Genomic DNA, 25,987 nt, shown 5'->3' with positions numbered 1-25,987 from the left:
AACCGCCGAGTGACCGTTCGCGCTCATGGTTGGTCACCGACCGGTCGACGCACGTGGTCCTCTGCGGGCGATGCGGGTCGTCGCGCAGAGCGCTTGGCTGGAGCCGTGCAGCCGTTCGACAGGGCCTACGAGGGTCGCGGTGCGTTCGCGTCCGCGACTCGACCGCCGATCACGACGCGGTACCTTCCCTTCGCGCGGTCGGTCGCGTCGTACACGCGGCCGCGGCTGCGCACGGACCTCGTCGCCGGTGTCACGGTCGCGGCGTTGGCCCTGCCGTCGGCGATGGCCTACGCCGAGCTGGCCGGCGTCCCGGTCAGTGCCGGTCTCTACGCGCTGCTCCTTCCGGTGCTGGCCTACGCGGTCCTCGGGTCGGCGCCCCGGGTCGTGGTCGGCCCGGAGGGCACGGTGTCGCTGCTCATCGCGACCGTCGTCGCGCCGCTGGCCGCCGGCGCCAGCGCCCAGTACGCCGCACTGGCCTCGTTGCTCGCGATCATGGTGGGGGTCGTCTTCCTGGCGGCCCGACTGGCCCGCCTCGGCTGGATCGCCGACTACTTCTCGCAGGCGGTCCTCGTCGGCTACATCACCGGCGTCGCCGTCGTGCTGATCCTCGGCCAGCTCGGCAAGCTGCTGGGCATCTCGAGTGACGCAGAGGGTGCCATCCCCGAGACGATCGACATCGTCGGCCACCTCGGCACCGCCAACGGCGCCACGGTCCTCGTCGGTCTCGTCTCGTTGGCGCTGCTGGTCGTCGCCGGCCGGATCAGCAAGCGTCTGCCGGGCGCCCTCGCGGTCGTGGTCCTGGGCATCGCCGCGTCCTGGGCGCTCGACCTCGTGGCCCACGGGGTGTCGGTCACCGGCCCCGTGCCACAGGGACTTCCGTCGCTCGAGCTGCCGGACGTCTCACGCGCAGACCTCGGCACGCTCGTGGTCGCGGCCCTGGCGGTGTTCCTCGTCGCCTTCTCGGACTCCATCCTCACGGCACGGTCCTTCGCCGCCCGTCACCACGAGATCGTCGACGCCAACCAGGAGCTCCTCGCGTTCGGGGTGGCCCAGATCTCGGCCGGCGTCACGCAGAGCATCCCGGTCGGGACGAGCGGGTCGCGGACCGCGGTCAACGACGACATGGGGGCCACGAGCCAGGTCAGCGGGCTGGCGGCCGCGGGGACGATCGCCGTCATCCTGCTGTTCCTCACCGCGCCGATCGAGTACCTCCCCTCGGCGGTCCTCGGTGCGGTCATCGTGTACGCGGCGGCCAAGCTGATCGACCCGGTGCAGTGGCGCGAGCTGGCCCGCAGCAGCAGGGTCGAGGTCGTCATCGCCGCCATCACGGTCGTGTGCGTCGTGGCGGTCGGGGTCCTCCAGGCGATCATCGTGGCGGTCCTGCTGTCCGTCGCCGACATCGTGCGTCGGGCGGCACGACCCGCCGACGCCGTGCTGGGGTGGTCCGCCCGCGACGACCGCTACGTGGACGTCGCGGACCAGCCCGACGCGGGCGTCAGCGCGGGTGTCGTCGTCTACCGCATCCAGGACCGGCTGTTCTTCGCCAACGCCCACTACTTCAAGCGCCGGCTGTGGGCCGCGGTGGACGGTGCGCCCAAGCCCGTGCGGCACGTGGTGCTCGACGGCTCGTTCATCAGCGACCTCGACGCCAGCGCTGAGGTCGCGCTGCGCGAGGTGCTCGACGGGCTCCGCGAGCGCAACATCGAGCTCCACGTGGCACGGGCGGCGCAGGAGCTGAGGGACCGCCTGGACTCGGTCGGGCTCGTGGAGGCCGTCGGCGCCGACCACTTCCACGGCACGGTGACGGCGGCGGTGGAGGCCTGCACGCACTAGCGTGGCGACCATGATCGCTGCGGTCTCGAGCCTGTTCATCTACCCCGACTCCGACGCTCCCGGGCAGGAGCTCGCCTCCGTCCAGGTGACCGAGACCGGTCCCGAGGGCAACCGCTCCAAGAAGCACGCCGTGCACCTCGTCTCGGCCGACGACTTCGTCGCGACCCACCCCAAGGCCAACATCGTCCTCGACATGGAGTCGTCCGTGCTCGAGAAGCTCGTGGGCCGCATCGTCCGCATCGGTGAGTGCAGGCTCGAGGTGACCCGGACGCCCTCGCAGTGCGCCGGCGTCTACGCCCGGGTCATCGAGCCGGGCGAGGTGTCGGTCGACGACGCGCTGCTCGTCGCCGAGGCCGAGTGAGCACTCGTCCCGGTTCCCGGACTGCACCGCTCCCGGGCGGGGACACGAGATGACGATCCACACGGAGCACCCGTTCGACACTCCCGACGAGGATCGCGACCCGGTCCGGCGACTGCGCGGGCGCATCGGGGGCACGGTGTCGCTCTGGACGGCAGGCGAAGGCATCGAGCGGGTCGGCCTCACGGTGTCGTCCTACCTCGTCGCCACCGGGGACCCCGGCCGGGTCGTCGGACTCCTGCATCCCGACGCCGACGTCCTGGACGCGCTCGCGGAGACCGGCACCGCCGTCGTCACGCTCCTGGGCGCGCGCGACGAGCGCCTCGCCGACGTCTTCGCCGGCGTCATGCCCGCGCCCGGCGGGGCCTTCCGGCTCATCGACTGGGAGCAGACCGACTGGGGTCCGCGGCCACGCCATGCCACGACGTGGATGGGCGTGCGCCTCGATCCGGCGAGCCGCCGCGACGTCGGGTGGTCGGTGCTCGTCGAGGCGACGATCGAGCACGCCGAGGTCGGGGTCGAGGACGCCCCGCTCGTGCACCGGCGCGGTCGCTACCAGCGCGCGAACGAGTGAGGCTCGACTGAAGGCGCCGGACGGCATACGACCTCCGTGTCGGTGGCCACGCTGCAGTCCGCGCGCCCGCCCCTGCGGCACGTCGAGCATGAGATCGCCAGGCGTGTGCGCTCGGGCGACACGAGCCGCACGACCTCACGCCGACTCAGGCCGTCCCGACATCTCCGTCGTCAGCAGGTCCTCGGGGATGCCGAAGGCGTCGACGAGCGTCGTGGCGTGCGGGCGCAGCTCCGAACAGACCTCGTTGACGAGGGCGGTGAGCGCCTTGGCGCGCGCGGGGCTCAGCCGGTCGTGCTCGAGGTACCACGCCTTGTGGCGCTCGATCGTCGACAGGGCGTAGAGGTCGCAGACCCGGGTGAGCACGGCGCGGGCCCCGTCGTCGGTGCAGGACTCGACCGAGGCGGCGAACGTCTCGGCCACCGTGCGCTCGACGTGTGCCATGGCGGCGTCGACGAGGTGGTCCTGCGTCGCGTTGAAGATCGCGAACGCGTCGGCCCCGGGAGCGGTCGCCCGGCGGAGTCGTCGGGCCAGGCCCTCGATCAGGTGCTCCTCGCGTTCGCGCAGCAGACGCAGCTGGGTGCCGCGGATGCCGAACGTGACGTCCTCCTCACGGCCCGGCGCAGCGTCGACGAGTCGCTGGATGATGCCCCGCGCCGACGAACGCTCGATGACGGTGCCGCCGACCAGCCGTGCGCCGAAACGCACGATGCCGGCCGTGTCGAGATCGCCGAACGTCGCCTGGTACTCGGCGAGGAGCGACTTGGCGACGAGCTGGAGCAGCACGGTGTTGTCGCCCTCGAAGGTCGTGAAGATGTCGGTGTCGGCCTTGAGCGCGGCGAGGCGGTTGGCCCAGAGGTAGCCGGCGCCGCCGCACAGCTCGCGGCACTCCTGGATGGTGTCGGTCGCGTGCCGGGTCGTCAGCACCTTGATCCCCGCGGCCCGGGTCTCCAGGCGCCGCTGGTCCTCCTCGGACCTCGCGCGCCCGGCGAGCACGTCGTCCATCGCGGAGACGAGCTCGTGCTGGGCGAGCTGGAGGGCGTATGCCGTCGCGATCCTCGGCAGCAGGCGCCGCTGGTAGGTCCGGTAGTCGAGCACGGTCGTCTCCACCTCGGCGCCGGGCGCGGCGAACTGGCGGCGCCCGGCGGCATACGCCGTCGTGACGGCCAGAGCCGAACGGGCCGCGGCGCCCGCCCCACCGGCCACCGAGATGCGCCCGCGGACGAGCGTGCCCAGCATGGTGAAGAAGCGGCGGCCGGGGTTGTCGATGGGGCTCGTGTAGGTGCCGTCGTCGCCGATGTCGCCGTAGCGGCCGAGCAAGTTGGTGCGCGGCACCCGGACGTGGTCGAAGAGCAGCCGTCCGTTGTCGACGCCGCCGAGACCGAGCTTGGGACCACAGTCCTCGATGGTCACACCCCTTGCGGGAGTGCCGGACTCGTCGCGGATGGGGACGAGCACGCAGTGCACGCCGCGGGACTCGCCGCCGACGACGAGCTGCGCGAAGACCGCGGCGGTCTGCCCGTCGCGAGCTGCGTTGCCGATGTAGTCCTTGCGTGCTGCGGGCACGGGTGAGTGGACGACGATCTCGTCGGTCCCCGCGTCGAAGGTCGCGGTCGTCTGCAGGCTCTGCACGTCGCTGCCGTGGCCCGTCTCGGTCATCGCGAAGCAGCCCTGCAGCTCGCCGGAGATGATGCGGGGCAGAAGGTGGTCGTGGCGGGTCGTGCCGAGGAGGGAGACGGCGCCGCCGAAGAGGCCCCACTGGACGCCGGCCTTGACGAAGAGCGAGAGGTCGGTGTGACCGAGCATCTCGAAGGCGGCGACGGCCTCCGCGTAGCGGGCGGTGCCGCCCTGGTGCTCGGGGAACCCGCGCGCGGCGTACGGCTCGGCCGCCAGGGCTGCGAGCTGGGTCGTGACACGGGAGCGGTGCTCGTCCATCGGCAGCGGGGCCGACGGCGGTCCGAACGTCGCGGCGTCGAGCGCTCGGCAGTGGTCACGCACCTCGCCGAACGGGCCGTCGAGGTGGGAGCGGAGCGCCGCGGTCAGCGCGGGGCGGGCCCGGGGCGCGGGGCCGTGGCCCGGGTCGGGGTGCTGTTGCCCGGCGGAGCCATCGGGGGCAGGTGAGCCGACGGAGGAGCTGCGGCGTGAGTCGGCGGGGAAGTCCATGGGGGAGTCTGTGGCCGTGGACATCTCGGTGCCTTCCGGTCTGGACCTCAGGGGGTCGCGGTGGTCGGGGAGGTGGTCGGGTGCGTGGCGGAGTGGGCCGTGAGGACAGGGGCGAGCCCGTGCCAGGCGAGGTCGGTCAGGGAGTCGACCACGGCGGCGCGCGGAGCACGGTCGGTCTCGGGGGTGGCGAGCCAGTCGTCGGCGACCGCACGCACGGAGCCGACGAGCGCGATGGCCCACGTGCGGGCCCGCGACGGGTCGGTCGCCGGCGACCGGAGAGCCTCGAGGAGCAGACCGGTCAGCTGGTCCGTCACCTGGTCGACCGTGCCTCCGACGGGGTCGTCGGCGAGCGGGAGGTCGACGAGCGGCCGGTTGACGACGAAGCGGTAGACCTCGGTGTCGGACTCGACGAGGGCGAGATAGGCCTCGACGGTCGACGCGACGAGCTCGCGGGTGTCCGCCGGCGGTGTGCTCGACCGGCCCAGGGCGGCCCCGACGTTGCCGACGACACGCCCGTCGATGCGGGCGGCCACGGCGCGGTAGAGACCGGCCTTGTCATCGAAGTGGCGGTAGATGACGGTCTTGGACGTGCCGGCCTCGGCCGCGATGTCGTCCATCCCGACGCCCGCCCCGTGCGTGCGGATGGCGCGGATCGTCGCGTCGACGAGGGCGGCGCGACGCTCCTCGCGGTGGCGCTCCCAGCGTGAGTCCCGCCCGTCCCGAGGGGCGGGGGGAGCGTGTCCCGGACGATCCACGTCGTTGTCCATTTCTCGAAAGTAACAGGTACTGGCTGTATCGACTACTTCCGGTTTCGGTTATCTTGGTCGAGAACGACAGGTCAGACATCCGACAGCAGGAGAGACCCATGGCTTCCCAGTCCACCCCCCGCGCGCCGCGTCGAGTCGCGGTCCTCGGGGGCAACCGCATCCCCTTCGCCCGGTCCAACGGCCCCTACGCCAAGGCGTCCAACCAGGACATGCTGACGGCGACCGTCGACGGACTCGTGGCCCGCTTCGGGCTCGCGGGGGAGCGGCTCGGCGAGGTGGTCGCCGGAGCGGTCCTCAAGCACAGCCGCGACTTCAACCTCACCCGTGAGACCGTGCTCGGAACCCGCCTCGACCCCGCGACCCCGGCCTACGACATCCAGCAGGCGTGCGGCACCGGGCTCGAGGCGGCCGTCCTCGTCGCCAACAAGATCGCCCTCGGGCAGGTGGACGCCGGCATCGCCGGGGGCGTCGACAGCGCCAGCGACGCACCGATCGCCGTGAGCGAAGGTCTGCGCCAGACGATCCTCGCCGCCAACCGCGCCCGGTCCGCCGGAGAGCGCGCCAAGGCGCTCACGGGCCTGCGCCCGGGTCACCTCGTGCCGGCCATCCCCGAGAACGTCGAGCCTCGCACCGGGCTCTCGATGGGTGAGCACATGGCCCTGACCGCCGCGCAGTGGGGCATCACGCGTGAAGCCCAGGACGAGCTCGCCGCCGCCAGCCACCAGCACCTCGCCGCCGCCTACGACCGGGGCTTCTTCGACGACCTCGTCACGCCCTACCTCGGCGTCTCGCGCGACACGAACCTCCGCGCCGACTCCACGGTCGAGAAGCTGGCGACGCTCAAGCCCGTCTTCGGCAAGGGTGAGGGCGCGACCATGACCGCCGGCAACTCGACACCCCTGACCGACGGCGCCTCTGCAGTGCTGCTCGCGAGCGAGGAGTGGGCGACCGAGCACCGGCTGACGCCGCTCGCCTGGTTCGTCGACGCCGAGACCGCGGCCGTCGACTACGTCCACGGCGACGAGGGCCTGCTCATGGCCCCCGCGTACGCCGTCCCGCGCCTGCTCGCCCGCAACGGGCTGTCCCTGCAGGACTTCGACTTCTACGAGATCCACGAGGCGTTCGCCGCGACGGTGCTCACGACGCTCAAGGCCTGGGAGGACCCCGACTTCTGCCGGGAGCGCCTCGGCCTCGACGCGCCGCTCGGCTCCATCGACCGCAGCAGGCTCAACGTCAACGGTTCCTCGCTTGCCGCGGGCCACCCCTTCGCCGCGACGGGCGGCCGCATCGTGGCCTCGCTCGCCAAGCAGCTCAAGGAGGCCGGTGGAGGCCGAGGTCTCATCTCCATCTGCGCTGCCGGTGGGCAGGGCGTCGTCGCGATCCTGGAGGCATGAGCATGCCCGACCTCTTCACGACCATCGTCAGCTCGCCCGTGGCCCGGAAGGTCGGCGTGCCACAACCGACCCGGCTGCGCCGATACGAGCCCGGTATGCCGCTGTGCGAGGGGCCCGTACTCGTCGCGGGCGCCGGCCGCTTCGCCGACGGCATCGCCGCCTGGCTCGGGGGCGAGGGGGTGGCCGCGGTGTCCACGCTGACCGATGCGGGCGACACGGTCGGGGCGGTGGTCCTCGACCTCAGCTCGGCCACCGACCCGGCCGAGCTCGACCAGCTGCGCCTGCTCGGCGCCCCCGCGGTCAAGGCGCTCAGACGCAACGGTCGCGTCGTGGTCATCGGCACGGACCCAGCGACGCTGACGGATGTCGCCGCGGTGACGACCCAGCGCGCCCTCGAGGGCGCCGTGCGCTCCATCGGCAAGGAGCTGCGGGCGGGAGCGACGGCGAACCTCGTGCTCGCGCAGGGAGATGCGCACGACGGTGTCAGATCCGCCGTCGAGTTCTTCCTCTCCGGGCGCTCGGCCTACGTCGACGGCCAGGTGGTCCGGGTCGACGAGTCCACGAGCGGAGACGTCGACGCGCTGCGCCCGCTCGACGGCAAGGTGGCCGTCGTGACCGGCGCCGCACGAGGCATCGGCGCCGAGATCGCCCGCGTGCTGGCCCGCGACGGCGCGACGGTCGTCGCCGTCGACGTCCCGTCGGCCGGTGACGCACTGGCCACGGTGGCCAACGAGGTCAGGGGCACGGCGCTCCAGCTCGACGTCACGGCGGACGACGCGGGCTCCCGCATCGTCGAGCACGCCACGACGCGGCACGGCGGCCTCGACGTCGTCGTGCACAACGCCGGCATCACCCGCGACAAGCTCTTCGTCAACATGGACGACGACCGCTGGCGCAGCGTCTTGGAGGTCAACCTCCGCTCGGTCCTGCGGATGAACGACGCGATCCTCGGCGAGGGCGGACTCGCCGACGGCGGCCGCATCGTCTGCGTCGCCTCGATCGCGGGCATCGCCGGGAACCGTGGCCAGACGAACTACGGCGCGAGCAAGGCGGGCGTCATCGGGCTCGTCACCGCGCTGTCGCGCCAGGTCGCTGGCCGCGGGATCACGGTCAACGCCGTGGCTCCCGGCTTCATCGAGACGGAGATGACCGCGCGGATCCCCTTCGCCACGAGGGAGATCGGGCGCCGGATGAACTCCCTCCAGCAGGGCGGACACCCGAAGGACGTCGCCGAGACCATCGCCTGGTTCGCCCAGCCCGGGTCTGCGGCCGTCACGGGGCAGGTGGTCCGCGTCTGCGGCCAGAGCCTGCTCGGGGCGTGAGCGTCCCATGACCAAGGAGATCACCCTCGACGCGGCCCCCGACCTGCGCCGGATCTACGCCACCGCCGCCCTCCGCCGGGGCAACGCGAGCGACACCCTGCCCGACGTCCGCTGGTCACGGGCCGGCATACGCGTCGACGTCGACGAGCTCGTCGCCTACGCCCGCGTCTGCCGGTTCCCGGTGTCCGGCACGTTGCCGCCCACCTACCCGCACCTCGTCGCCTTCCCGCTCCAGATGGAGGTCATGAGCGGCGACCGGTTCCCCCTCCCGCTGCTCGGTGCCGTCCACGTCGAGAACCGCATCGAGGCGCTGCGACCCGTCCAGCTCGACGAGCCGCTCGACGTCTCGGTCTGGGCGCAGGACCTCCGACCTCACCGTCGCGGCCGGCAGGTCGACCTCGTGTCGGAGGTCGGGGTGCGGGGCGAGGTCGTGTGGCGCGGGGTGAGCACCTACCTCTCACGCGGCGCCGAGCACCCCGATGTCGAGCCGTCCGAGCCACCGTCGACCGATCCCCTCGCTGCCGTCAGGACGGGCCCGCTGTGGCGCCTCGGCGAGGGCACCGGACGGGCGTATGCCGCCGTGTCGGGTGACTGGAACCCCATCCACGTGCACGCGCTGACCGCCAGGCCGCTCGGATTCCCGAGCGCCATCGCCCACGGGATGTACTCCTACGCCAGGGTGCTCGCAGCACTCGGACCGCGACTGCCGGAGGCCGGGCTCACGAGCCGCGTCTGGTTCCGCAAGCCGGTGCGGCTGCCGTCGTCGGTGCGACTGCGCACGGCGTTCGGGGCGTCGCGCACGCTCTCGGTCCTCGAGCACGCGAAGGGCGAGATCGAGCACGCCGTCGTCGAGAACACCTGGTGACCGGCGACGGCGCCGCTCACGGCGCCGCTCACCGTGAGTCTTCGGCGGCCAGGTCCTGGACGAGCCGGTACACCCCGCTCTGCACGACGTAGCCCAGCTCGGCGTTGATCCGGCGGATGCCGGAGTTGTGCTCCTCGTTGTTGGTCCGGGCCTTCGTGGCCCCTGCCCCGGTCGCGGCCACGTGCGCCTGCTGCTTGACGAGACGCATGAGGCCTCGGCCCCGGAACGTGGGGTCGATGCCGCTGTAGGCGATGAAGAGCTCGCCTGCGCTGACCGTCCCGTAGGAGATCCCGGCAGGGGCGCCGTCGACGCGCGCGACGACGCAGATGGGGATCTCGCCGGTCGTCGTCATCGTGCGGAACTTCTCGAGCGTCATGACGAAGCCGACCGCCGCCTCGGGGTTGGTCTGGCTCGCCCGGAGCATGGCCTCGACCGCGCCCTCGTCGTCGAACTCGAGGTCAGGGACCTCCTCGAGGTCGACCCCTGCCGGCACAATGGGGGCCTCGGGCGGGTGCTCGACGAGGTCGAGGGCCGAGTCGATGGCGTGCTCCTCGACGCCGAAACCCCAGTGGCGGACGATCTCGAGCGACCTCGGCTCGTCGTCGTAGACCCCTCCGCCGAGCCGTCGGGTCGTGTCCGGGACGTGGGGAAGCAGGAACCGGCGCAGGGCGCTTCCCACACCGTGGCCCTCGTGGTCACGGGCGACGACGACCCGGAGCATCGACCTGTCCGGCGGTGCGAACGTGGGCCGGAGCGACAGGCCCACGCCGAGCAGGTGTTCGTCGTCGTCCCTCGCGACGGCCACGACGAGATGGGTGAACACCTCGGGCGACTCGAACGGCCAGGCCACCTCGGCCCTCGTCAGGTGCTGCAGCCGAGCGCCGACGAGCTCGATGACGTCCTGGTGGGCAGCCGGCGACGCCAGCGTCACGGTGATGGACGTGGTCATCTAGGCCCCCGGCCGCCAGACCCAGTTGCGGCGGTCGTAGACCTCGACGAAGCCCGAGCGCAGCATGTTGTGGAGCGATGGGTTGTGGGTTCCCTCGAGCTCCTGCCACGTCTCCGCGCTCATCCACGTGCAGCCGGCCGCGCGAGCCGCCTCGACCCGCAGCTGCATGAAGGCCGACTGGGCACCACGGCCGCGCGCCTCGGGAAGGGTCGCCGCCCCGCAGAAGGCAGCCGCGGGTCCCGCGACGTGCAGGTTCGCGGCGGCCACGAGCACATCCCCGTCCCAGGCGCCGTAGGCGCTGAACCCCGGTCCGCCGCCCCCGGCGGCGGCGAACATCGAGAGCAGGTGCGGCTCGGGCGGCATCCCGAAGCCCCCGGCGAAGACGCGGGCGTACACCTCGGCGTCCTCGGGGCCGATCGTGTCCACCCGGAGGTCGGTCGTCGACGGGGTCGTCGGCGTGGCCGCCGGGCGGAGCAGCTTGGCCCAGACGGACCCACCCATGATGCCGTGGCGCACGCAGATGTCGTCCCAGTCGGCCGGGATGGCGGCAGGAGCGACCTGGAGGCAGAGGGCCGGGGCGCCGGCGGACGCGTAGAGGTCCACGAGGTGCGCCACGAGGGAGTCCGTGACCGGCTCGGTGACGCCGAAGCCGAGGGCCTTGTTCCAGTAGCCGCCCGTGGGGTCGCCGGCCATGACGACGGCCACGCCACCGGCGAGACGTTCCGACCGCATGCCCAGCGCGGCCTTCGCCTCGGTGGGTGCGCCGTCGTGCAGCGCGATCATGAACTCCGCCTCGGCCGTCTCGGCGAGGGCGAGCGCCGTCGCCCGGTCGAGCCCGAGCGACTCCCACCCGGGCACCGGCGGCGCGGGTGGCTCGGCCGGCTCGGCCGGTGGTGACGGGCTGTCGGTCGTCTGCTCCACGGGCGTCCCCTCCTGTGCCGGGGCGCGCTCCGAGACGGCCGCCCGGCTCACCAGTATCCGCTCGGGAGCCGTTCCGCGAGGCCAGTTCGGGCCAGCCGAGTGGTCCCACGACCAAACCGTGTCGCCGGGCCCGTCGACCCCTCGATACCCTTGAGCGAGCCGCCTGCTGCGGCACCCCCACGACCCGCCGCCCGCCGGCGGGTCCCGTTCGAACGAGGAGCACCAACCGTGTCTGCACAGATCACCGTCACTGTCGCCGGAAGCGAGCGATCGGTTGCGGAGCAGACGACGGCGGGTGAGCTCTTCGAGGGTGACCGCGCCGTCGTCGTCGCGCGCGTCAACGGTCAGCTGCGCGACCTCTTCCACGTCCTCGGCGCCGGCGACGTCGTCCAGCCCGTCACGGTCGACAGCGAGGACGGCCTCGCCGTGCTGCGCCACTCGACGGCCCACGTGCTCGCCCAGGCGGTCCAGTCGCTCCACGCCGACGCCAAGCTCGGCATCGGCCCGCCCATCCGTGACGGCTTCTACTACGACTTCGACGTCGAGACCCCGTTCCACCCCGATGACCTCAAGGCCCTCGAGAAGGCCATGCAGAAGATCATCAACGAGGGGCAGACCTTCGCGCGGCGGGTCGTCTCCGACGCCGACGCGCTCGAGGAGCTCAAGGACGAGCCGTACAAGTGCGAGCTCGTCGGCCTCAAGGGCGGCAACGCCGACGAGGCGGCCGAGGGCGCCGGGGTGGAGGTCGGCGCCGGCGAGCTGACGATCTACGACAACATCCGCCGTGACGGCACGCGCGCGTGGGGCGACCTGTGCCGAGGCCCGCACATCCCGAGCACCAAGCTCATCGGCAATGCCTTCAAGCTGATGCGCTCGGCCGCCGCCTACTGGCGCGGGTCCGAGAAGAACCCGCAGCTCCAACGCGTCTACGGCACCGCATGGCCGACGAAGGACGAGCTCAAGGCCTACCTCGACCGCCTCGCCGAGGCCGAGCGGCGCGACCACCGGCGCATCGGCGCCGAGATGGACCTCTTCAGCTTCCCGGACGAGCTGGGCTCGGGCCTCGTGGTCTTCCACCCCAAGGGCGGTGTCATCAAGCGGGAGATGGAGGACTACGTCCGACGTCGTCACATCGAGGAGGGCTTCTCGTACGTCGGGACTCCCCACATCAGCAAGGAGGCGCTCTTCCACACCTCCGGCCACCTGCCGTACTACGCGGACACGATGTTCCCGCCGATGGAGCTCGAGGGCGCGAAGTACCAGCTCAAGGCGATGAGCTGCCCCATGCACAACCTCATCTACCAGTCGCGCGGGCGCTCCTACCGCGAGCTGCCCCTGCGCCTCTTCGAGTTCGGCGGCGTCTACCGCTACGAGAAGTCCGGCGTCGTCCACGGCCTGACGCGCGTGCGCGGCATGACGCAGGACGACTCGCACAGCTACGTCACCGCCGAGCAGGCCCCCGCCGAGATCAAGCACCTGCTCGACTTCGTGCTCGGCCTGCTCAAGGACTTCGGTCTCGACGACTTCTACCTCGAGCTGTCCACCCGCGACACCGAGGGCGAGAAGTCCTCGAAGTTCATCGGCTCCGACGAGCAGTGGGAGGCGGCGACGAAGGTCCTCGAGGAGGTCGCCACCGCGTCCGGTCTCGAGCTCGTGCCCGACCCGGGTGGCGCCGCGTTCTACGGCCCCAAGATCTCGGTCCAGGCACGAGACGCCATCGGCCGCACCTGGCAGATGTCGACGATCCAGTACGACTTCAACCAGCCCGAACGCTTCGGCCTCGAGTACCAGGCCGCCGATGGCACTCGCCAGCAGCCGGTCATGATCCACTCGGCCAAGTTCGGCTCGATCGAGCGCTTCCTCGGTGTTCTCGTCGAGCACTACGCCGGTGCCTTCCCGGTGTGGCTCGCCCCGGTCCAGGCGCTCGGCGTGCCGGTGGCCGAGGACTACGCCGACTACCTCGGTGAGGTGCTGGACCGACTGAGGCGCAAGGGAGTCCGCGTCGAGCTCGACGCGAGCGACGACCGCTTCCCGAAGAAGATCCGCAACGCGAGCAAGTCGAAGGTGCCCTTCACGCTCATCGCGGGCGAGGAGGACCGCGCCGCCGGCGCCGTCTCGTTCCGCTACCGCGACGGCTCGCAGAAGAACGGCGTGCCTGTCGACGACGCCATCAGCGAGATCCTCGCCGCGATCGAGAGCCGCGCCCAGGTCTGAGCGCCGTCCTCGACCGGAGCCGCGGACGTATGCCGTCGGGCCGGGTGCCCCTCACCGGGACCCGGCCCGGCGGCATACGTCTGCTTCGGTCCGATGTCCCACGTCCATCGGACAGGTCACCGGTCACGGGTTGACCGTCGCGCCGGGCGTCACGCCTCGGGCAGGACATCGTCGTCGCCCGTGCAGGAACCTCCATGCGCACCTCGCTCCCGTGCTACGACGCCGCCTTGCTGCCCGGGCAGCTCCAGTCCGTCACCCTGTCCGCCGACGACCGCTTCGAGGTGTACGCCCTGACGCTCCGCTGACAGGCCCCTGACGGCCCCCACGGGTCAGGGGGCGGCGTGTCCGGGCGACACGCCGCCCCCTCCGGGGCGCGGTGAACAAAGTGCCGACCAGGGCTTGCGCGCCGGCGTCGCGGGGGTTACAAATGATGAACCGAGCCGCTTCGGCGGATCGGTTTCCGAATCGCTTCGGCGAGGAGGAACCGAAGGCCCGGGAACTCATACTTCCCGGGCCTTCACCTTCCTTCGCGCAGCCTCGACCGATGAGTCCGTCGAGGCCTGCGCGTCAGAGGATGCCGGCCCTGCGGCTCTCACACCCGCAGGGCTGTTCCCTGTGCGGGTCCCGTCGAGGCCGGGACGACGAAGGCCCTGCGGTCTCACACACCGCAGGGCCGACTCCATTGAACCGAAGGTCGGGACGATGCGGAAATCGACACGCGGCCGGCAGGTCGTCTCCCGTCGCGGGCGTCGTCCTAGGATCAGTCACCATGACGACGCAGGGGACTGGCCCGACGCCCACGGGTGGAAGTTCCATCTCCGAGCCCATCTCCGAGCCCATCTCCGAGCCCACCGTCGAGGCCACCCTCGAGCCGGCCACCGACTTCGCCCGCGTCGAGGACGGCTTCGAGCGGCTCTGGACCCCGCACCGGATGGCCTACATCCTCGGTGACAGGCCCACCGAGGAGGCCGGGCACGGCTGCCCGTTCTGCGCCGCTCCGGGCAAGACCGACGCCGAGGGCCTCATCGTCCACCGCGGCGAGCACTGCTACGTCGTGATGAACCTCTTCCCGTACAACCCGGGCCACGTCCTCGTCTGCCCCTACCGTCACGTCTCCCTCTACGTCGACCTCACCGACGACGAGACGGCCGAGTTCACGGCGCTGACGAAGCGGGCCGTGCGCGCCCTCGAGGCGGCCTCGGAGCCGCACGGCTACAACCTCGGCATGAACCAGGGAGCCGTGGCCGGCGCCGGCGTCGCGGCCCACCTGCACCAGCACGTCGTGCCGCGGTGGAGCGGCGACTCCAACTTCCTGCCCATCGTCGGCCAGACCAAGGCGCTGCCCGTCCTGCTCGAGGACACCCGTGAGCGCCTCGTCGACGCGTGGCCGGCCGACTGAGGACCACCCGGCGCAGGGCCTGCAGGTCACGGACGCGCCACGGTGCGTGCGCCGGGCCCGAGCACACCCGACCGGTCAGTACGCTGTCACCACCATGCTCAACAGACTCCTGCGCGCGTCGCTGACCAAGATCCTCGGTCCGATCGCCCACCTGTTCCTCCGCCTCGGCATCAGTCCCGACGTCGTGACGGTCGTCGGCACCCTCGGGGTCTGCGCCGGGGCACTGGCGTTCTTCCCCCGCGGTGAGATCTGGGTCGGCGTGCTCGTCATCACCGCCTTCGTCTTCTCCGACAACGTCGACGGCATCATGGCCCGCGAGTCCGGCCGCTCGAGCAAGTGGGGCGCCTACCTCGACTCCACGCTCGACCGCATCGGTGACGCAGCGATCTTCGGCGGCCTCGTGCTCTTCTACGCCGGCAAGGGCAACAACCAGCTGATGGCCGGCCTCGCGCTCAGCTGCCTCATCCTCGGCAGCGTCGTCTCCTACGCCAAGGCGCGGGCCGAGGGCCTCGGCTACACGGCCAACGTCGGGATCGCCGAACGCGCCGACCGGCTCGTCGCCGTTCTCACCGCGGCCTTCTTCGCCGACCTCTTCAACTCGACGATCCTGCTCGGCGTCGTCCTGGGCCTGCTCGCGGTCGCGAGCCTCGTCACCGTCCTCCAGCGGATGCTGACGGTGCGTCGCCAGGCTCTCGCCTCCGGCGAGGTGGGCGCGTGACCGACCTCGCACGCCGCGCGACCGACACCGTCAGCGTGCTCGGCTTCAAGCTGGGGTGGTCCGTCGTACGCGCCCTCCCGGAGCGGGCGGCATACGCCCTCTTCGACCGGGTGGCCGCCATCTCCGTCCGGCGCGGTGGAAAGGGCATCGACCGACTGCGGTCGAACTACCGTCGGGTCCGGCCGGAGCTGTCCGACGCCGACCTCGACTCCCTGGTGCGCCAGGGGATGCGCTCCTACATGCGCTACTACTGCGAGGCGTTCCGGCTCCCCTCGCTGACCCGGGCCCAGATCGACGGGGCGGTCGTCGTGCGGGGGGACGCCGAGATCCGTGAGCTCTGCGCGCGCGGCGACGCGGGGGTCGTGTTCGTCGGCCACCTCGGCAACTTCGACCTCGGCGCCGCCTGGTCCGCCGGCAACCTCATGCCGGTGACGACCGTCGCCGAGCGGCTCAAGCCCGAAGAGGTCTTCCAGGAGTTCGTGGCGTTCCGGCGCAGCATCGACATGGACATCATCCCGCTCACCGGCGGGGACGACCCGTTCCACGGGCTGCTCGACGCGACGCGGAGCGGGGGGAGGCTCATCGCGCTGGCGGCCGACCGCGACCTCACCAACGGCGGTGTCGAGGTCGACCTCCTCGGCCACCGCGCGCGGATGGCCAAGGGGCCTGCCGTCCTGTCGCTCATGACCGGTGCACCGCTCTTCGCAGCCCGGATCTGGTACGAACCCGCTCCCGCGGGCACCGGTCTCGGCGGACACCGCACGGTCATCGAGTTCAGCAACCGCCTCGTGCCCCGGGTGGAGGGCACGACTGCGGTCAAGGCGGCCGACCTCATCCAGCAGTGCGCCGACCACCTCGCTGTCGCGATCCGCGAGCACACGTCGAGCTGGCACATGCTCCAGCGGGTCTTCGTCGACGACCTCGACGCACCGGCGGCGCTCCCGGCCGCCGCCGTTGCGCAGCCCTCCGCGCAGCCGGCACCGCCGACGACGGGACGTACGACGTGAGGATCGGCATCGTCTGCCCGTACTCGTTCGACGTCCCGGGCGGGGTGCAGTTCCACGTGCGCGACCTCGCCGAGCACCTCATCGGCCAGGGCCACGACGTGTCCGTGCTCGCGCCGGCAGACAGTGAGACCGAGCTGCCCGGCTACGTCACGTCGGCAGGCAGGGCCACTGCCGTGCGCTACAACGGCTCCGTCGCGCGTCTCAACTTCGGCCCCGTCACGGCGTCCAAGGTCGGCAAGTGGCTCGACGCCGGCCAGTTCGACGTGCTCCACCTCCACGAACCGGTCACGCCCAGCGTCAGCGTGCTCGCGCTCATGGCGGCCGAGGGCCCCATCGTCGCGACCTTCCACACCTCGATGCTGCGGTCACGCACGATGCAGACGGCGTACCCGATCATCCGACCCAGCCTGGAGAAGATCGCCGGCCGCATCGCCGTGAGCGAGGACGCCCGTCGGACGGTCACGACCCACGTCGGCGGCGACGCGGTCGTCATCCCCAACGGCGTCTACGTCGACCGGTTCGCGGGCGCTCCGCGGCGCTCCGCGTGGATGGGCACGCCCGCGTCGCCGACGATCGCCTTCCTCGGCCGCATGGGCGAGCCGCGCAAGGGACTCCCGGTGCTCGCGGCCGCCCTGCCCGAGATCCTTCGCTCCGTCCCGGGACTGCGCGTCCTCGTCGCCGGACCCGGTGACCCCGAGGAGGTCACCGAGGACTGGCCCCCCGAGGTCGTCGCCGCGTGCGAGTTCCTCGGCTCCGTCTCCGACGACGACAAGGCGTCGTTGCTCGCGTCGGTCGACGTCTACGTCGCGCCCAACACCGGGGGAGAGAGCTTCGGCATCATCCTCATCGAGGCGATGAGCGCCGGCGCCTGCGTGCTCGCCAGCGACCTCTCGGCGTTCTCGCGCGTGCTCGACGGGGGCACGGCGGGCGCGATGTTCGCCAACGAGCAGCCCGACGCCCTCGCGCGCACGCTCGTCGACCTGCTCCGACGACCCGAGCGCCGCGCGGAGCTCGCCGCCGCGGGCCGGCACCGCGCCCGGCTCTTCGACTGGTCGGTCGTCGCCGACGACATCCTCGCCGTCTACGAGACCGTCATCGAGGGCGTCGCGGCCGCGCACCTCGAGCCGCAGGGACGCTGGAACCGCTTCCTCCGCGGGGGTGCCCGGTGAGTGAGGTCCTCTCGTGGGTCTTCGCGATCCTCTTCGTCCTCGTCGTCATCGCGTGGTACCTCTCCTACAAAGCGGCCCGTCTCGACCGGCTCCACGTCCGCCTCAGCGGCACCCTCGCCGCCCTCGACGCGCGGCTCGTGCGCCGGGCCGAGGCGGCCGTCGAGCTGGCCAACAGCGGGCTCCTCGACGGTGCGACGGCGCTCATCCTGGCCAACGCTGCAGCAGAGTCCCTCGAGGCGCCCTCGGAGCACGGCGACGCTCGCGAGCTCGCCGAGAACGACCTCACCGAGGCCCTCGAGCTCGCCCTCACGCCGCAGGCCGTCAGCACGCTGCGTTCGACGGCGCTGGGGCAGGACGTCCTCGCCCGGCTCGCCTCGGCCTGCACGCGCGTGCAGCTGGCGCGGCGCTTCCACAACGACGCCGTCACCGACGTCCGCCGGGTGCGGCGCACGTGGACCATCCGCCTGTTCCACCTCGCGGGCTACACCCCGATGCCGCACACCGTCGAGTTCAACGACGACTCGCCGGAGCACCTCGCCCTCGTGTGACCGGCCCCACGCGCAGCACCGCGGACCGCGTCGTCCGCACCCCTCGCGGGGGCCTACGCTTTGAGGCACACCGAACCCAGATCACGGGAAAGCAGGACATCGTGAGCACCACCCCGACCTCGGGCAGCACGCCCGCGGCTGACCAGCAGAGCGGCACGAGCCACACCGGCACGACGCGCGTGAAGCGCGGCATGGCCGAGATGCTCAAGGGCGGCGTCATCATGGACGTCGTCACGGCCGAGCAGGCCAAGATCGCCGAGGACGCCGGCGCCGTCGCCGTCATGGCCCTCGAGCGGGTCCCCGCCGACATCCGCGCCCAGGGCGGCGTGTCGCGCATGAGCGATCCCGACATGATCGACGGCATCATCGAGGCCGTCTCGATCCCCGTCATGGCCAAGGCCCGCATCGGCCACTTCGTCGAGGCGCAGGTGCTCCAGAGCCTCGGCGTCGACTACATCGACGAGTCCGAGGTGCTGACCCCGGCCGACTACGCCAACCACATCGACAAGTGGCAGTTCACCGTGCCGTTCGTCTGTGGCGCGACCAACCTCGGCGAGGCCCTGCGGCGCATCACCGAGGGTGCGGCGATGATCCGCTCCAAGGGTGAGGCCGGCACCGGTGACGTCTCCAACGCGACGACCCACATGCGCACCCTGCGCGCCGAGATCAACCGCCTCCACTCGATGAGCCCCGACGAGCTCTACGTCGCGGCGAAGGAGCTCCAGGCTCCCTACGAGCTCGTCAAGGAGGTCGCCGAGGCCGGCAAGCTCCCCGTCGTGCTCTTCACGGCCGGAGGCATCGCCACCCCCGCCGACGCCGCGATGATGATGCAGCTCGGCGCCGAGGGTGTCTTCGTGGGCTCGGGCATCTTCAAGTCCGGCAACCCGGCCCAGCGCGCCGAGGCCATCGTCAAGGCGACCACCTTCCACGACGACCCCGACGTCATCGCCAAGGTCTCGCGCGGACTCGGCGAGGCGATGGTCGGCATCAACGTCGACGAGCTGGCCCAGCCGCACCGTCTCTCCGAGCGCGGTTGGTGACCTCCGCACTCCCAGCTCCACGCTGACGTGTGCCGCCGTGCCCCACCGGGCGCGGCGGCATACGCGTCCGTGGCCGGCGACTCGCGCCGTGTGCGATCGTCGGGACCATGGCACCAAGCACTGCACACGGCGCCTCCGTCCGGGTGCCCGGGCTGGCACGATCGGGTGCGTGAGCGCCACCGGAGCGGAGCTGTCGCGGAACTACTTCGAGGAGGTCGTCGAGCCCCTCGTGCGTGACCACTGGCCCGGGATGCCTTGTGCCGCAGCGCGTCTCGGGAGCGGGTCCGACGTCCTCGGGCTCGACGACGCGATGTCGCGCGACCACGACTGGGGCCTGCGGCTCAACCTCCTCGTCCCGGACGGTCTCGTCGCCGACGTCGACGACCACCTCGCCGAGCGGCTGCCCGAGTCGTTCGCCGGCCACCCCACCCGGTTCGCCACGACGTGGGACCCGGCCGTGCGCCATCGGGTGCAGGTCGAGACGGCCCGCGACCTCGCCGTCTCGCGCCTCGGCATCGACCCCACCCACGACCTGACGGTGGACGACTGGCTGTCCCTGACGGGCCAGGCCGTCCTCGAGGTCACCGGCGGAGAGGTGTTCGTCGACGACGTGGGGCGAGCTGGACGGCATACGCCGTCGGCTCCAGTGGTATCCCCACGACGTCTGGCGGCACGTCGTCGCGACCGACTGGGCCCGGCTCGCGCAGGAGCTGCCGTTCGTCGGGCGGACGGCGGAGCGCGGCGACGACCTCGGCTCGCGTGTGGTCGCGGCGCGGCTGGCCGGGATCGCGATGCACCTCGGCCACCTGCTCGAGCGCCGGTGGCCGCCCTACGCCAAGTGGCTCGGCACGAGCTTGACCCGCCTGCCCCGCTCAGGTGCGGCGGCGGAGGCGCTGCACGCCGCGGTGGCGGCCGACGGTTGGCGAGAGCGCGAGGCGGGTCTGGTCGCAGGGCTCCGGGCACTGAACCGGATGCAGGAGGGCGCGGGGCTGCCGACCGTCGACGACCCCGTCGAGCCGTTCTGGGACCGGCCCTACCGCGGTGTGCGCGAGGCCGTGATCGTCGTGCTGGAGAAGAGCGTCGAGGACCCGGCCGTGCGGGCGCTGCCGCGAGGCGTGGGCTCGGCCGAGCAGTGGAGCGACAACGTCGACGTCCTCACCAGGTCCGGTCGCCGCCGGCCGTCACCGTGACCTGCACACCCTGGCAACACACCGAGCAGGTCACAGCCCACCGGCTCCCGATCCCGGTGAGCCGGAACCATCTCGGTGTGTTGCGGGAGGGGACGACTCAGGTGACGGCGCCGCGCTCCGCGAACTCAGGGCGCTCGAACTCGCGCCCGTCGAGGACCTCCTTGACGTGCACCGCGGCCCGCACCGCGTCCACGTGGGTGACGTAGAGGGGCGCGAAGCCGAGACGGATGATGTCCGGCTCGCGGAAGTCACCGATGACGCCGCGGGCGATGAGCGCCTGCACGACGGCGAAGGCCTGCGGGTGGCGCAGCGAGACCTGCGACCCCCGGCGCTCCGGCTCGCGCGGCGTCGCCAGCGGGAGGTCGACCCCGAGCGCGTCGAGAGCGTCGATGAACGTACCAGTCACCGAGAGCGACGCCGCCCGGACGTCGGCGGGGGAGAGGCCGTCGTATGCCGTGAGCGCGGCCTCGAGCGCGAGCACCGACAGCAGGGGCGGGGTCCCGACCCTGGCCCGGGTGATGCCGGGCGCAGGCTCGTAGTCCGGACGCATCTCGAAGGGGTGGGCGTGCCCCTGCCAGCCGGTGAGGGGCTGCTCGAAGTCGTCCTGGTGGCGGGTCGCCACGTAGAGGAAGGCGGGTGCACCCGGGCCCCCGTTCAGGTACTTGTAGCCGCACCCGACGGCGAGGTCCGCACGACCTTCGTCGAGGTCGACGTCGACGACTCCGGCGGAGTGGCAGAGGTCCCAGCAGGCCAGGGCGCCCACGGCGTGGGCAGCCGCGGTGATCGCGCGCAGGTCCCAGAGCTCGCCCGTGCGGTAGTCGACGCTCGAGTAGGAGGCGAGCGCGAGGCTGTCACCGACCTCGGCGATGGCGCCCACGGCGTCACGCGGGTGGACCCGGCGCACCTCCAGGCCGGCCAGCTCGGCCGCGGACTCGGTCATGTAGAGGTCGGTCGGGAACGAGTCGGGGTCGGTGAGCACGACGGTGCGTCCGGGTCGCAGGCGTCCGGCGCCGATGACCGCCTTGAACAGGTTGACCGACGTCGAATCGGTCACGACCACCTGCCCGGGAGCGGCACCGACGAGTCGGCCGACGAGGTCGCCGACGCGGGTCTGGGCGCCCCACCAGTCGGCCTCGTTCCACGAGCGGATCAGGCGCTCACCCCACTGGCGGTGCATCACGTCGTCGACGACGGCCGGCACGGCGCTCGGCAGGGCCCCGAGCGAGTTGCCGTCGAGGTAGATGACGTCGTCGGGGAGTGTGAAGAGGCCGCGGGTGCTCCGGAGGGGGGAGGTGGCATCGGCCTGCTCGGCGCGGGCGGTCAGGTCGTCGTGGGTGTGCACCGTCGTCATGGCCGAAACGTATCCGGTGGCAACGTGTCGACGTCAGGGCCGCCTCCGCGGACGTCTGGTATCCGAGACGGTTCTCAGGGCCCCGACCCGTGGCGCGACGGTCACGGCGAGCGCTCTACGCTGACCCGGTGAGCACCATCAGCACCATCACCGGCACGACCGCCGACCCCTCTGGCGACCACTCTGGCGACCACTCTGGCGACAGTTCCGCCGATCGTCGCGCCGACGCCGTCGGCGTGCCGCGCATCGGCGTCCTCGCGGTCCAGGGCGACGTCCGGGAGCACCTCGCCGCCCTCACCGCGCTCGGCGCCGAGGGCGTCACGGTCCGGCGTCCGGCCGAGGTCGAGGCCATCGACGGCCTCGTCATCCCCGGCGGCGAGTCGACGGTCATGGACAAGCTCGTCCGCGCCTTCGACCTTCGCGAGCCCCTGCTGCGGCGCATCGCCGAGGGCATGCCGGCCTACGGCTCGTGCGCCGGGATGATCATGCTGGCCGACCGCATCGCCGACGCCCGCCCCGACCAGCAGACGCTCGGGGGTCTCGACATCACGGTGCGCCGCAATGCATTCGGACGTCAGGTCGACTCCTTCGAGCAGGACCTCGACTACGCCTGGAGCGACGCGGCGCTCCCGGGGACGACGGGCACGGTGCACGCCGTCTTCATCCGCGCGCCGTGGGTGGAGCAGGCGGGCCCGGGGGTGGAGGTGCTCGCGCGCGTGAGCGAGGGCCCGGCCGCCGGTAGGATCGTCGCGGTCCGGCAGGGCAACCTCATGGCCACGTCCTTCCACCCCGAGGTGGGGGCCGACCGCCGGATCCACGCCGAGTTCGTCTCGATCGTCAGAGCGCACCGACTCCAGCAGTCGGGTGCACGCCAGTCACCGGAACGCGAGGACACTGCATGAGCGGCCACTCCAAATGGGCCACCACGAAGCACCAAAAGGCGGCCAAGGACGCCAAGCGCGGCAAGCTCTTCGCCAAGCTCATCAAGAACATCGAGGTCGCGGCCCGCCAGGGCGGCGCCGACCCCGCCGGCAACCCGACGCTCTACGACGCCATCCAGAAGGCCAAGAAGACGTCGGTGCCCAACGACAACATCGACCGCGCCGTCAAGCGCGCCTCGGGTGCCGAGGCGGGCGCTGCCGACTGGCAGACGATCATGTACGAGGGCTACGCCCCCAACGGCGTCGCGGTGCTCATCGAGTGCCTCACCGACAACCGCAACCGGGCTGCCGCCGAGGTGCGTACGGCGCTGACCCGCAACGGCGGCCAGCTCGCCGACCCGGGCTCGGTGTCCTACGTCTTCAACCGCAAGGGCGTCGTGACCGTCCTCAAGGACGCCGGGTCCGAGGACGACATCCTCGAGGTCGTGCTCGAGGCGGGTGCCGAGGAGGTCAACGACAACGGTGACACGTGGGAGATCATCTCCGAGGCCACCGACTTCGTCGCGGTCCGCAAGGCGATCCAGGACGCCGGGATCGACTACGAGTCGGCCGAGGCGTCGTTCGTCCCCAACCTCCAGGTCCCGCTCGACCTCGACGGGGCGAAGAAGATGATCCGCGTCATCGAGGCCCTCGAGGACAGCGACGACGTGCAGAACGTCTTCGCCAACGGCGACATCCCCGACGACGTCCTCGCGCAGCTCGACGACGAGGAGGACTGACCGCGCCGAGGGGTCCTGCGCCCGAGGTTCGACGAGGAGGCACGCCGGGACCGGCGTGCCTCCCGCCCTTTCGGGGGAGGCCCGTTAGCGTGGTCCCGAACACCTGTTCGGATCGTCCAGAGCCCCACGCCCCAGGGAGGTATGCCGTGCGCGTCCTCGCGGTCGACCCCGGGCTCACCCGCTGCGGTGTCGGCGTCGTCGACGGAGTCCCGGGGCGCAAGCTCTCGCTCGTCGAGGTCGGGGTCATCCGCACCCCGTCCGGGGACCCGACCCCGAAGCGCCTCGTCGCCGTCGAGGACGAGATGCGCCAGTGGTTCTCGCGGCACCGTCCCGAGGCCGTGGCCATCGAGCGCGTCTTCGCCGACACCAACGTCTCTACCGTGATGGGCACCGCCCAGGTGACCGGCATCGTCATGATCATGGCCGAGCGGCTCGGCCTGCCCGTCACCCTCCACACACCCACCGAGGTCAAGGCCGCGGTCAGCGGCAACGGACGCGCCGACAAGGCGCAGGTGACGACGATGGTGACCCGGCTCCTCGGGCTCGACACCCCGCCCAAGCCCGCCGACGCCGCCGACGCGCTCGCCCTGGCGATCTGCCACGTCTGGCGTGGCGGCACGCAGAGCCGACTCGAGGAGGCGCGGCTCGAGGTGCTGGCGCGCACGGGCAGCCGGGGGAGCGGCATACCCCGTCGGGTCCCACCGGGAGCCGTCCCGCCCGTGCAGCGCTTGCGCGCCGCGACCACCCAGCCCGCCCGCACCGGCCAGACCGCCCGACCCCACCCTGGAGCCCAGCCCCGATGATCGCCTCGCTCTCCGGCACCGTCCTCAAGGTCGGCCTCGACTCCGTCGTGGTCGGCGTCGGTGGTGTCGGCATGCTCGTCCACACCACCCCGGCCACGGCGACGTCCGTGCGCCTGGGGCAGCCCACCGAGCTGGCCACCAGTCTCGTCGTCCGCGAGGACTCGCTGACCCTCTACGGCTTCGCCACCGACGACGAGAAGCACGTCTTCGAGACCGTCCAGACGGTCTCGGGGGTCGGGCCCCGCCTCGCCCTGGCCGTGCTCGCCGTCCACTCGCCCGACGCCGTCCGGGTCGCGTTGGGCACGGGCGACCTCGTCGCGCTGACCAAGGTCCCGGGCATCGGCAAGAAGGGCGCGGAGCGGATGGTTCTCGAGCTCAAGGACAAGCTCGGCGCCCTGCCAGGTTCGGCCGGCCACAGCGACCCGATCCACCTCGACACCGGCGAGGCGTGGCGCGAGCAGGTCCGCGAGGCGCTCGTCGGACTCGGCTGGACCCTGCGCCAGGCCGACGACGCGCTCGACAAGATCGCACCGCTCGCGGCCGACGGCGCCGGGGTGTCGGCGCTCCTGCGGGCCGCCCTGCAGGAGCTCGGGCGATGAGCATCGACCGCTCCTGGGAGCTCGACACCGGGGCCGAGCCGGACGTCTGGGACGACGGCTCCTTCGACGCGACGGCCCGCATCGTCGACGCGGTCGGCGACACGGACGAGCGACAGGTCGAGGCCGCGCTGCGTCCCAAGCGCCTCGATGACTTCCCCGGACAGACCCGGGTCCGCGACCAGCTGGGGCTCGTCCTCAAGGCTGCCAAGCGACGTGGCACGCCGCCTGACCACGTGCTGCTCTCCGGGCCGCCCGGGCTCGGCAAGACCACCTTGGCGATGATCGTCGCCGGAGAGCTCGAGCAGCCCATCCGGATCACGTCCGGGCCCGCGATCCAGCACGCCGGCGACCTCGCGTCGGTGCTCTCGTCGCTCGCCGAGGGGGAGGTGCTCTTCCTCGACGAGATCCACCGGATGTCCCGCTCGGCCGAGGAGATGCTCTACCTCGCGATGGAGGACTTCCGGGTCGACGTCATCATCGGCAAGGGTCCCGGCGCGACGGCCATCCCGCTCGAGCTGCCGCCCTTCACCGTCGTCGGTGCGACGACGCGTGCCGGGCTGCTGCCCGCGCCGCTGCGCGACCGCTTCGGCTTCACGGGTCACCTCGACTACTACGCCGCGGCCGACCTCGTGACGATCCTGCACCGGTCGGCACGCCTGCTCGGCCTCGACGCCGACGAGGACGGCATCCGCGAGATCGCCCTGCGGTCGCGTGGCACGCCGCGCATCGCCAACCGCCTGCTGCGCCGGGTCCGCGACTGGGCCCAGGTGCACGGCGAGGACCGCGTCACTCACTCCGCGTCGCGTCAGGCGCTCGAGCTCTTCGACGTCGACGAGCGCGGTTTGGACCGCCTCGACCGAGCCGTGCTGGAGGCGCTCTGCCGGCGCTTCAACGGCGGGCCCGTAGGCCTCTCGACCCTCGCCGTCGCCGTGGGCGAGGAGCCCGACACCGTCGAGACGGTCGCCGAGCCCTACCTCGTGCGCGAGGGCTTCATGGTCCGCACCCCCCGTGGCCGGGCCGCCTCGAGCCTCGCCTGGGAGCACCTGGGCCTGACCCCACCGCGCGACTCGCAGGCCCTCTGGACCGCCACCTTGCCCATCGACGAGGCCGGCGGCGCGCGATTCGACGCCTGAGGCCGGGCCCGGC

Annotated in this window: 24 protein-coding genes; 19 read left to right on the top strand and 5 right to left on the bottom strand. The window is 72.0% G+C overall.

Annotation, left to right across the window (positions count from 1 at the left end):
• The first annotated feature begins 105 nt into the window (after positions 1-105).
• The 3 genes from NR112_RS17805 to NR112_RS17795 are packed head-to-tail and all read left to right on the top strand — an operon-like array spanning position 106 to position 2,765.
• The gene (locus tag NR112_RS17805) at positions 106-1,833 is read left to right on the top strand and encodes a SulP family inorganic anion transporter (protein WP_256795625.1); all 1,728 of its coding nucleotides are present in this window, start codon (positions 106-108) and stop codon (positions 1,831-1,833) included.
• 10 nt (positions 1,834-1,843) lie between these two features.
• On the top strand, positions 1,844-2,194 hold the full coding sequence (locus NR112_RS17800) for a hypothetical protein (protein WP_256795624.1): 351 nt from the start codon (positions 1,844-1,846) through the stop codon (positions 2,192-2,194).
• A gap of 49 nt (positions 2,195-2,243) precedes the next feature.
• Complete coding sequence (locus NR112_RS17795) at positions 2,244-2,765, top strand: flavin reductase family protein (protein ID WP_256795623.1); 522 nt, start codon at positions 2,244-2,246, stop codon at positions 2,763-2,765.
• 135 nt (positions 2,766-2,900) lie between these two features.
• Here NR112_RS17795 and NR112_RS17790 read toward each other — a convergent pair whose 3' ends face one another.
• Positions 2,901-4,949, bottom strand: coding sequence for an acyl-CoA dehydrogenase (locus tag NR112_RS17790; protein WP_256795622.1), 2,049 nt, complete (start codon positions 4,947-4,949; stop codon positions 2,901-2,903).
• A 23-nt stretch (positions 4,950-4,972) separates the two neighbouring features.
• Positions 4,973-5,692, bottom strand: a complete 720-nt coding sequence (locus NR112_RS17785; protein WP_256795621.1) for a TetR/AcrR family transcriptional regulator — start codon at positions 5,690-5,692, stop codon at positions 4,973-4,975.
• Positions 5,693-5,790: 98 nt separating this feature from the next.
• Between NR112_RS17785 and NR112_RS17780 the strand changes: the two genes are divergently transcribed.
• Genes NR112_RS17780 through NR112_RS17770 form a run of 3 tightly spaced genes read left to right on the top strand, consistent with a single transcriptional unit; the run spans position 5,791 to position 9,273 of the window.
• The gene (locus NR112_RS17780) at positions 5,791-7,086 is read left to right on the top strand and encodes an acetyl-CoA C-acetyltransferase (protein ID WP_256795620.1); all 1,296 of its coding nucleotides are present in this window, start codon (positions 5,791-5,793) and stop codon (positions 7,084-7,086) included.
• A gap of 2 nt (positions 7,087-7,088) precedes the next feature.
• Positions 7,089-8,408 carry a 3-oxoacyl-ACP reductase gene (locus NR112_RS17775; protein ID WP_256795663.1) on the top strand — a complete coding sequence of 440 codons (1,320 nt, stop codon included), beginning with the start codon at positions 7,089-7,091 and terminating at the stop codon, positions 8,406-8,408.
• 7 nt (positions 8,409-8,415) lie between these two features.
• Complete coding sequence (locus tag NR112_RS17770; protein WP_256795619.1) at positions 8,416-9,273, top strand: MaoC/PaaZ C-terminal domain-containing protein; 858 nt, start codon at positions 8,416-8,418, stop codon at positions 9,271-9,273.
• Positions 9,274-9,301: 28 nt separating this feature from the next.
• Here NR112_RS17770 and NR112_RS17765 read toward each other — a convergent pair whose 3' ends face one another.
• Positions 9,302-10,222, bottom strand: coding sequence for a hypothetical protein (locus NR112_RS17765; protein WP_256795618.1), 921 nt, complete (start codon positions 10,220-10,222; stop codon positions 9,302-9,304).
• Positions 10,223-11,143 carry a GNAT family N-acetyltransferase gene (locus tag NR112_RS17760; RefSeq protein WP_256795617.1) on the bottom strand — a complete coding sequence of 307 codons (921 nt, stop codon included), beginning with the start codon at positions 11,141-11,143 and terminating at the stop codon, positions 10,223-10,225.
• A gap of 228 nt (positions 11,144-11,371) precedes the next feature.
• On the opposite strand from NR112_RS17760, the gene thrS reads away from it, so the two are divergent.
• The 8 genes from thrS (at position 11,372) to NR112_RS17720 (ending at position 20,428) form a co-directional block, all read left to right on the top strand.
• Positions 11,372-13,357: a threonine--tRNA ligase gene (thrS, locus tag NR112_RS17755; RefSeq protein WP_256795616.1), complete on the top strand. Its 1,986-nt coding sequence runs from the start codon at positions 11,372-11,374 to the stop codon at positions 13,355-13,357.
• A 769-nt stretch (positions 13,358-14,126) separates the two neighbouring features.
• The gene (locus NR112_RS17750; RefSeq protein WP_256795615.1) at positions 14,127-14,756 is read left to right on the top strand and encodes an HIT domain-containing protein; all 630 of its coding nucleotides are present in this window, start codon (positions 14,127-14,129) and stop codon (positions 14,754-14,756) included.
• 94 nt (positions 14,757-14,850) lie between these two features.
• A complete protein-coding gene (gene pgsA / locus NR112_RS17745) occupies positions 14,851-15,474 on the top strand; it encodes a phosphatidylinositol phosphate synthase (protein WP_256795614.1) in 624 nt (207 codons plus the stop codon).
• On the top strand, positions 15,471-16,481 hold the full coding sequence (locus tag NR112_RS17740; RefSeq protein WP_256795613.1) for a phosphatidylinositol mannoside acyltransferase: 1,011 nt from the start codon (positions 15,471-15,473) through the stop codon (positions 16,479-16,481). The genes pgsA and NR112_RS17740 overlap by 4 nt, the downstream gene beginning before the upstream one ends.
• A complete protein-coding gene (locus NR112_RS17735; protein ID WP_256795612.1) occupies positions 16,478-17,650 on the top strand; it encodes a glycosyltransferase family 4 protein in 1,173 nt (390 codons plus the stop codon). Before NR112_RS17740 ends, NR112_RS17735 begins: the two co-directional genes overlap by 4 nt.
• Positions 17,647-18,198, top strand: coding sequence for a hypothetical protein (locus tag NR112_RS17730; protein WP_256795611.1), 552 nt, complete (start codon positions 17,647-17,649; stop codon positions 18,196-18,198). Before NR112_RS17735 ends, NR112_RS17730 begins: the two co-directional genes overlap by 4 nt.
• 101 nt (positions 18,199-18,299) lie before the next feature.
• Complete coding sequence (gene pdxS / locus NR112_RS17725) at positions 18,300-19,238, top strand: pyridoxal 5'-phosphate synthase lyase subunit PdxS (protein WP_256795610.1); 939 nt, start codon at positions 18,300-18,302, stop codon at positions 19,236-19,238.
• Between the two features lie 620 nt (positions 19,239-19,858).
• Entirely contained in the window at positions 19,859-20,428 is a 570-nt protein-coding gene (locus NR112_RS17720; RefSeq protein WP_306217398.1) for a DUF4037 domain-containing protein, read from the top strand.
• Between the two features lie 97 nt (positions 20,429-20,525).
• Here NR112_RS17720 and kynU read toward each other — a convergent pair whose 3' ends face one another.
• Positions 20,526-21,779, bottom strand: a complete 1,254-nt coding sequence (gene kynU / locus NR112_RS17715; RefSeq protein ID WP_256795609.1) for a kynureninase — start codon at positions 21,777-21,779, stop codon at positions 20,526-20,528.
• Positions 21,780-21,907: 128 nt separating this feature from the next.
• Between kynU and pdxT the strand changes: the two genes are divergently transcribed.
• The 5 genes from pdxT (at position 21,908) to ruvB (ending at position 25,974) form a co-directional block, all read left to right on the top strand.
• A complete protein-coding gene (gene pdxT / locus NR112_RS17710) occupies positions 21,908-22,681 on the top strand; it encodes a pyridoxal 5'-phosphate synthase glutaminase subunit PdxT (RefSeq protein ID WP_256795608.1) in 774 nt (257 codons plus the stop codon).
• Entirely contained in the window at positions 22,678-23,439 is a 762-nt protein-coding gene (locus NR112_RS17705) for a YebC/PmpR family DNA-binding transcriptional regulator (protein WP_256795607.1), read from the top strand. The genes pdxT and NR112_RS17705 overlap by 4 nt, the downstream gene beginning before the upstream one ends.
• Positions 23,440-23,585: 146 nt before the next feature.
• On the top strand, positions 23,586-24,242 hold the full coding sequence (gene ruvC, locus NR112_RS17700) for a crossover junction endodeoxyribonuclease RuvC (protein ID WP_256795606.1): 657 nt from the start codon (positions 23,586-23,588) through the stop codon (positions 24,240-24,242).
• The gene (gene ruvA / locus NR112_RS17695) at positions 24,239-24,841 is read left to right on the top strand and encodes a Holliday junction branch migration protein RuvA (RefSeq protein WP_256795605.1); all 603 of its coding nucleotides are present in this window, start codon (positions 24,239-24,241) and stop codon (positions 24,839-24,841) included. Before ruvC ends, ruvA begins: the two co-directional genes overlap by 4 nt.
• The gene (gene ruvB / locus NR112_RS17690; RefSeq protein ID WP_256795604.1) at positions 24,838-25,974 is read left to right on the top strand and encodes a Holliday junction branch migration DNA helicase RuvB; all 1,137 of its coding nucleotides are present in this window, start codon (positions 24,838-24,840) and stop codon (positions 25,972-25,974) included. The genes ruvA and ruvB overlap by 4 nt, the downstream gene beginning before the upstream one ends.
• The last annotated feature ends 13 nt before the right edge of the window (positions 25,975-25,987 follow it).

Source organism: Terrabacter sp. Ter38, assembly GCF_024519435.1.
In the GTDB taxonomy this organism is placed as follows: domain Bacteria; phylum Actinomycetota; class Actinomycetes; order Actinomycetales; family Dermatophilaceae; genus Terrabacter.
The sequence above is the reverse complement of the archived record's forward strand: the minus strand, read 5'-3'. Positions and strand labels throughout refer to the sequence as shown.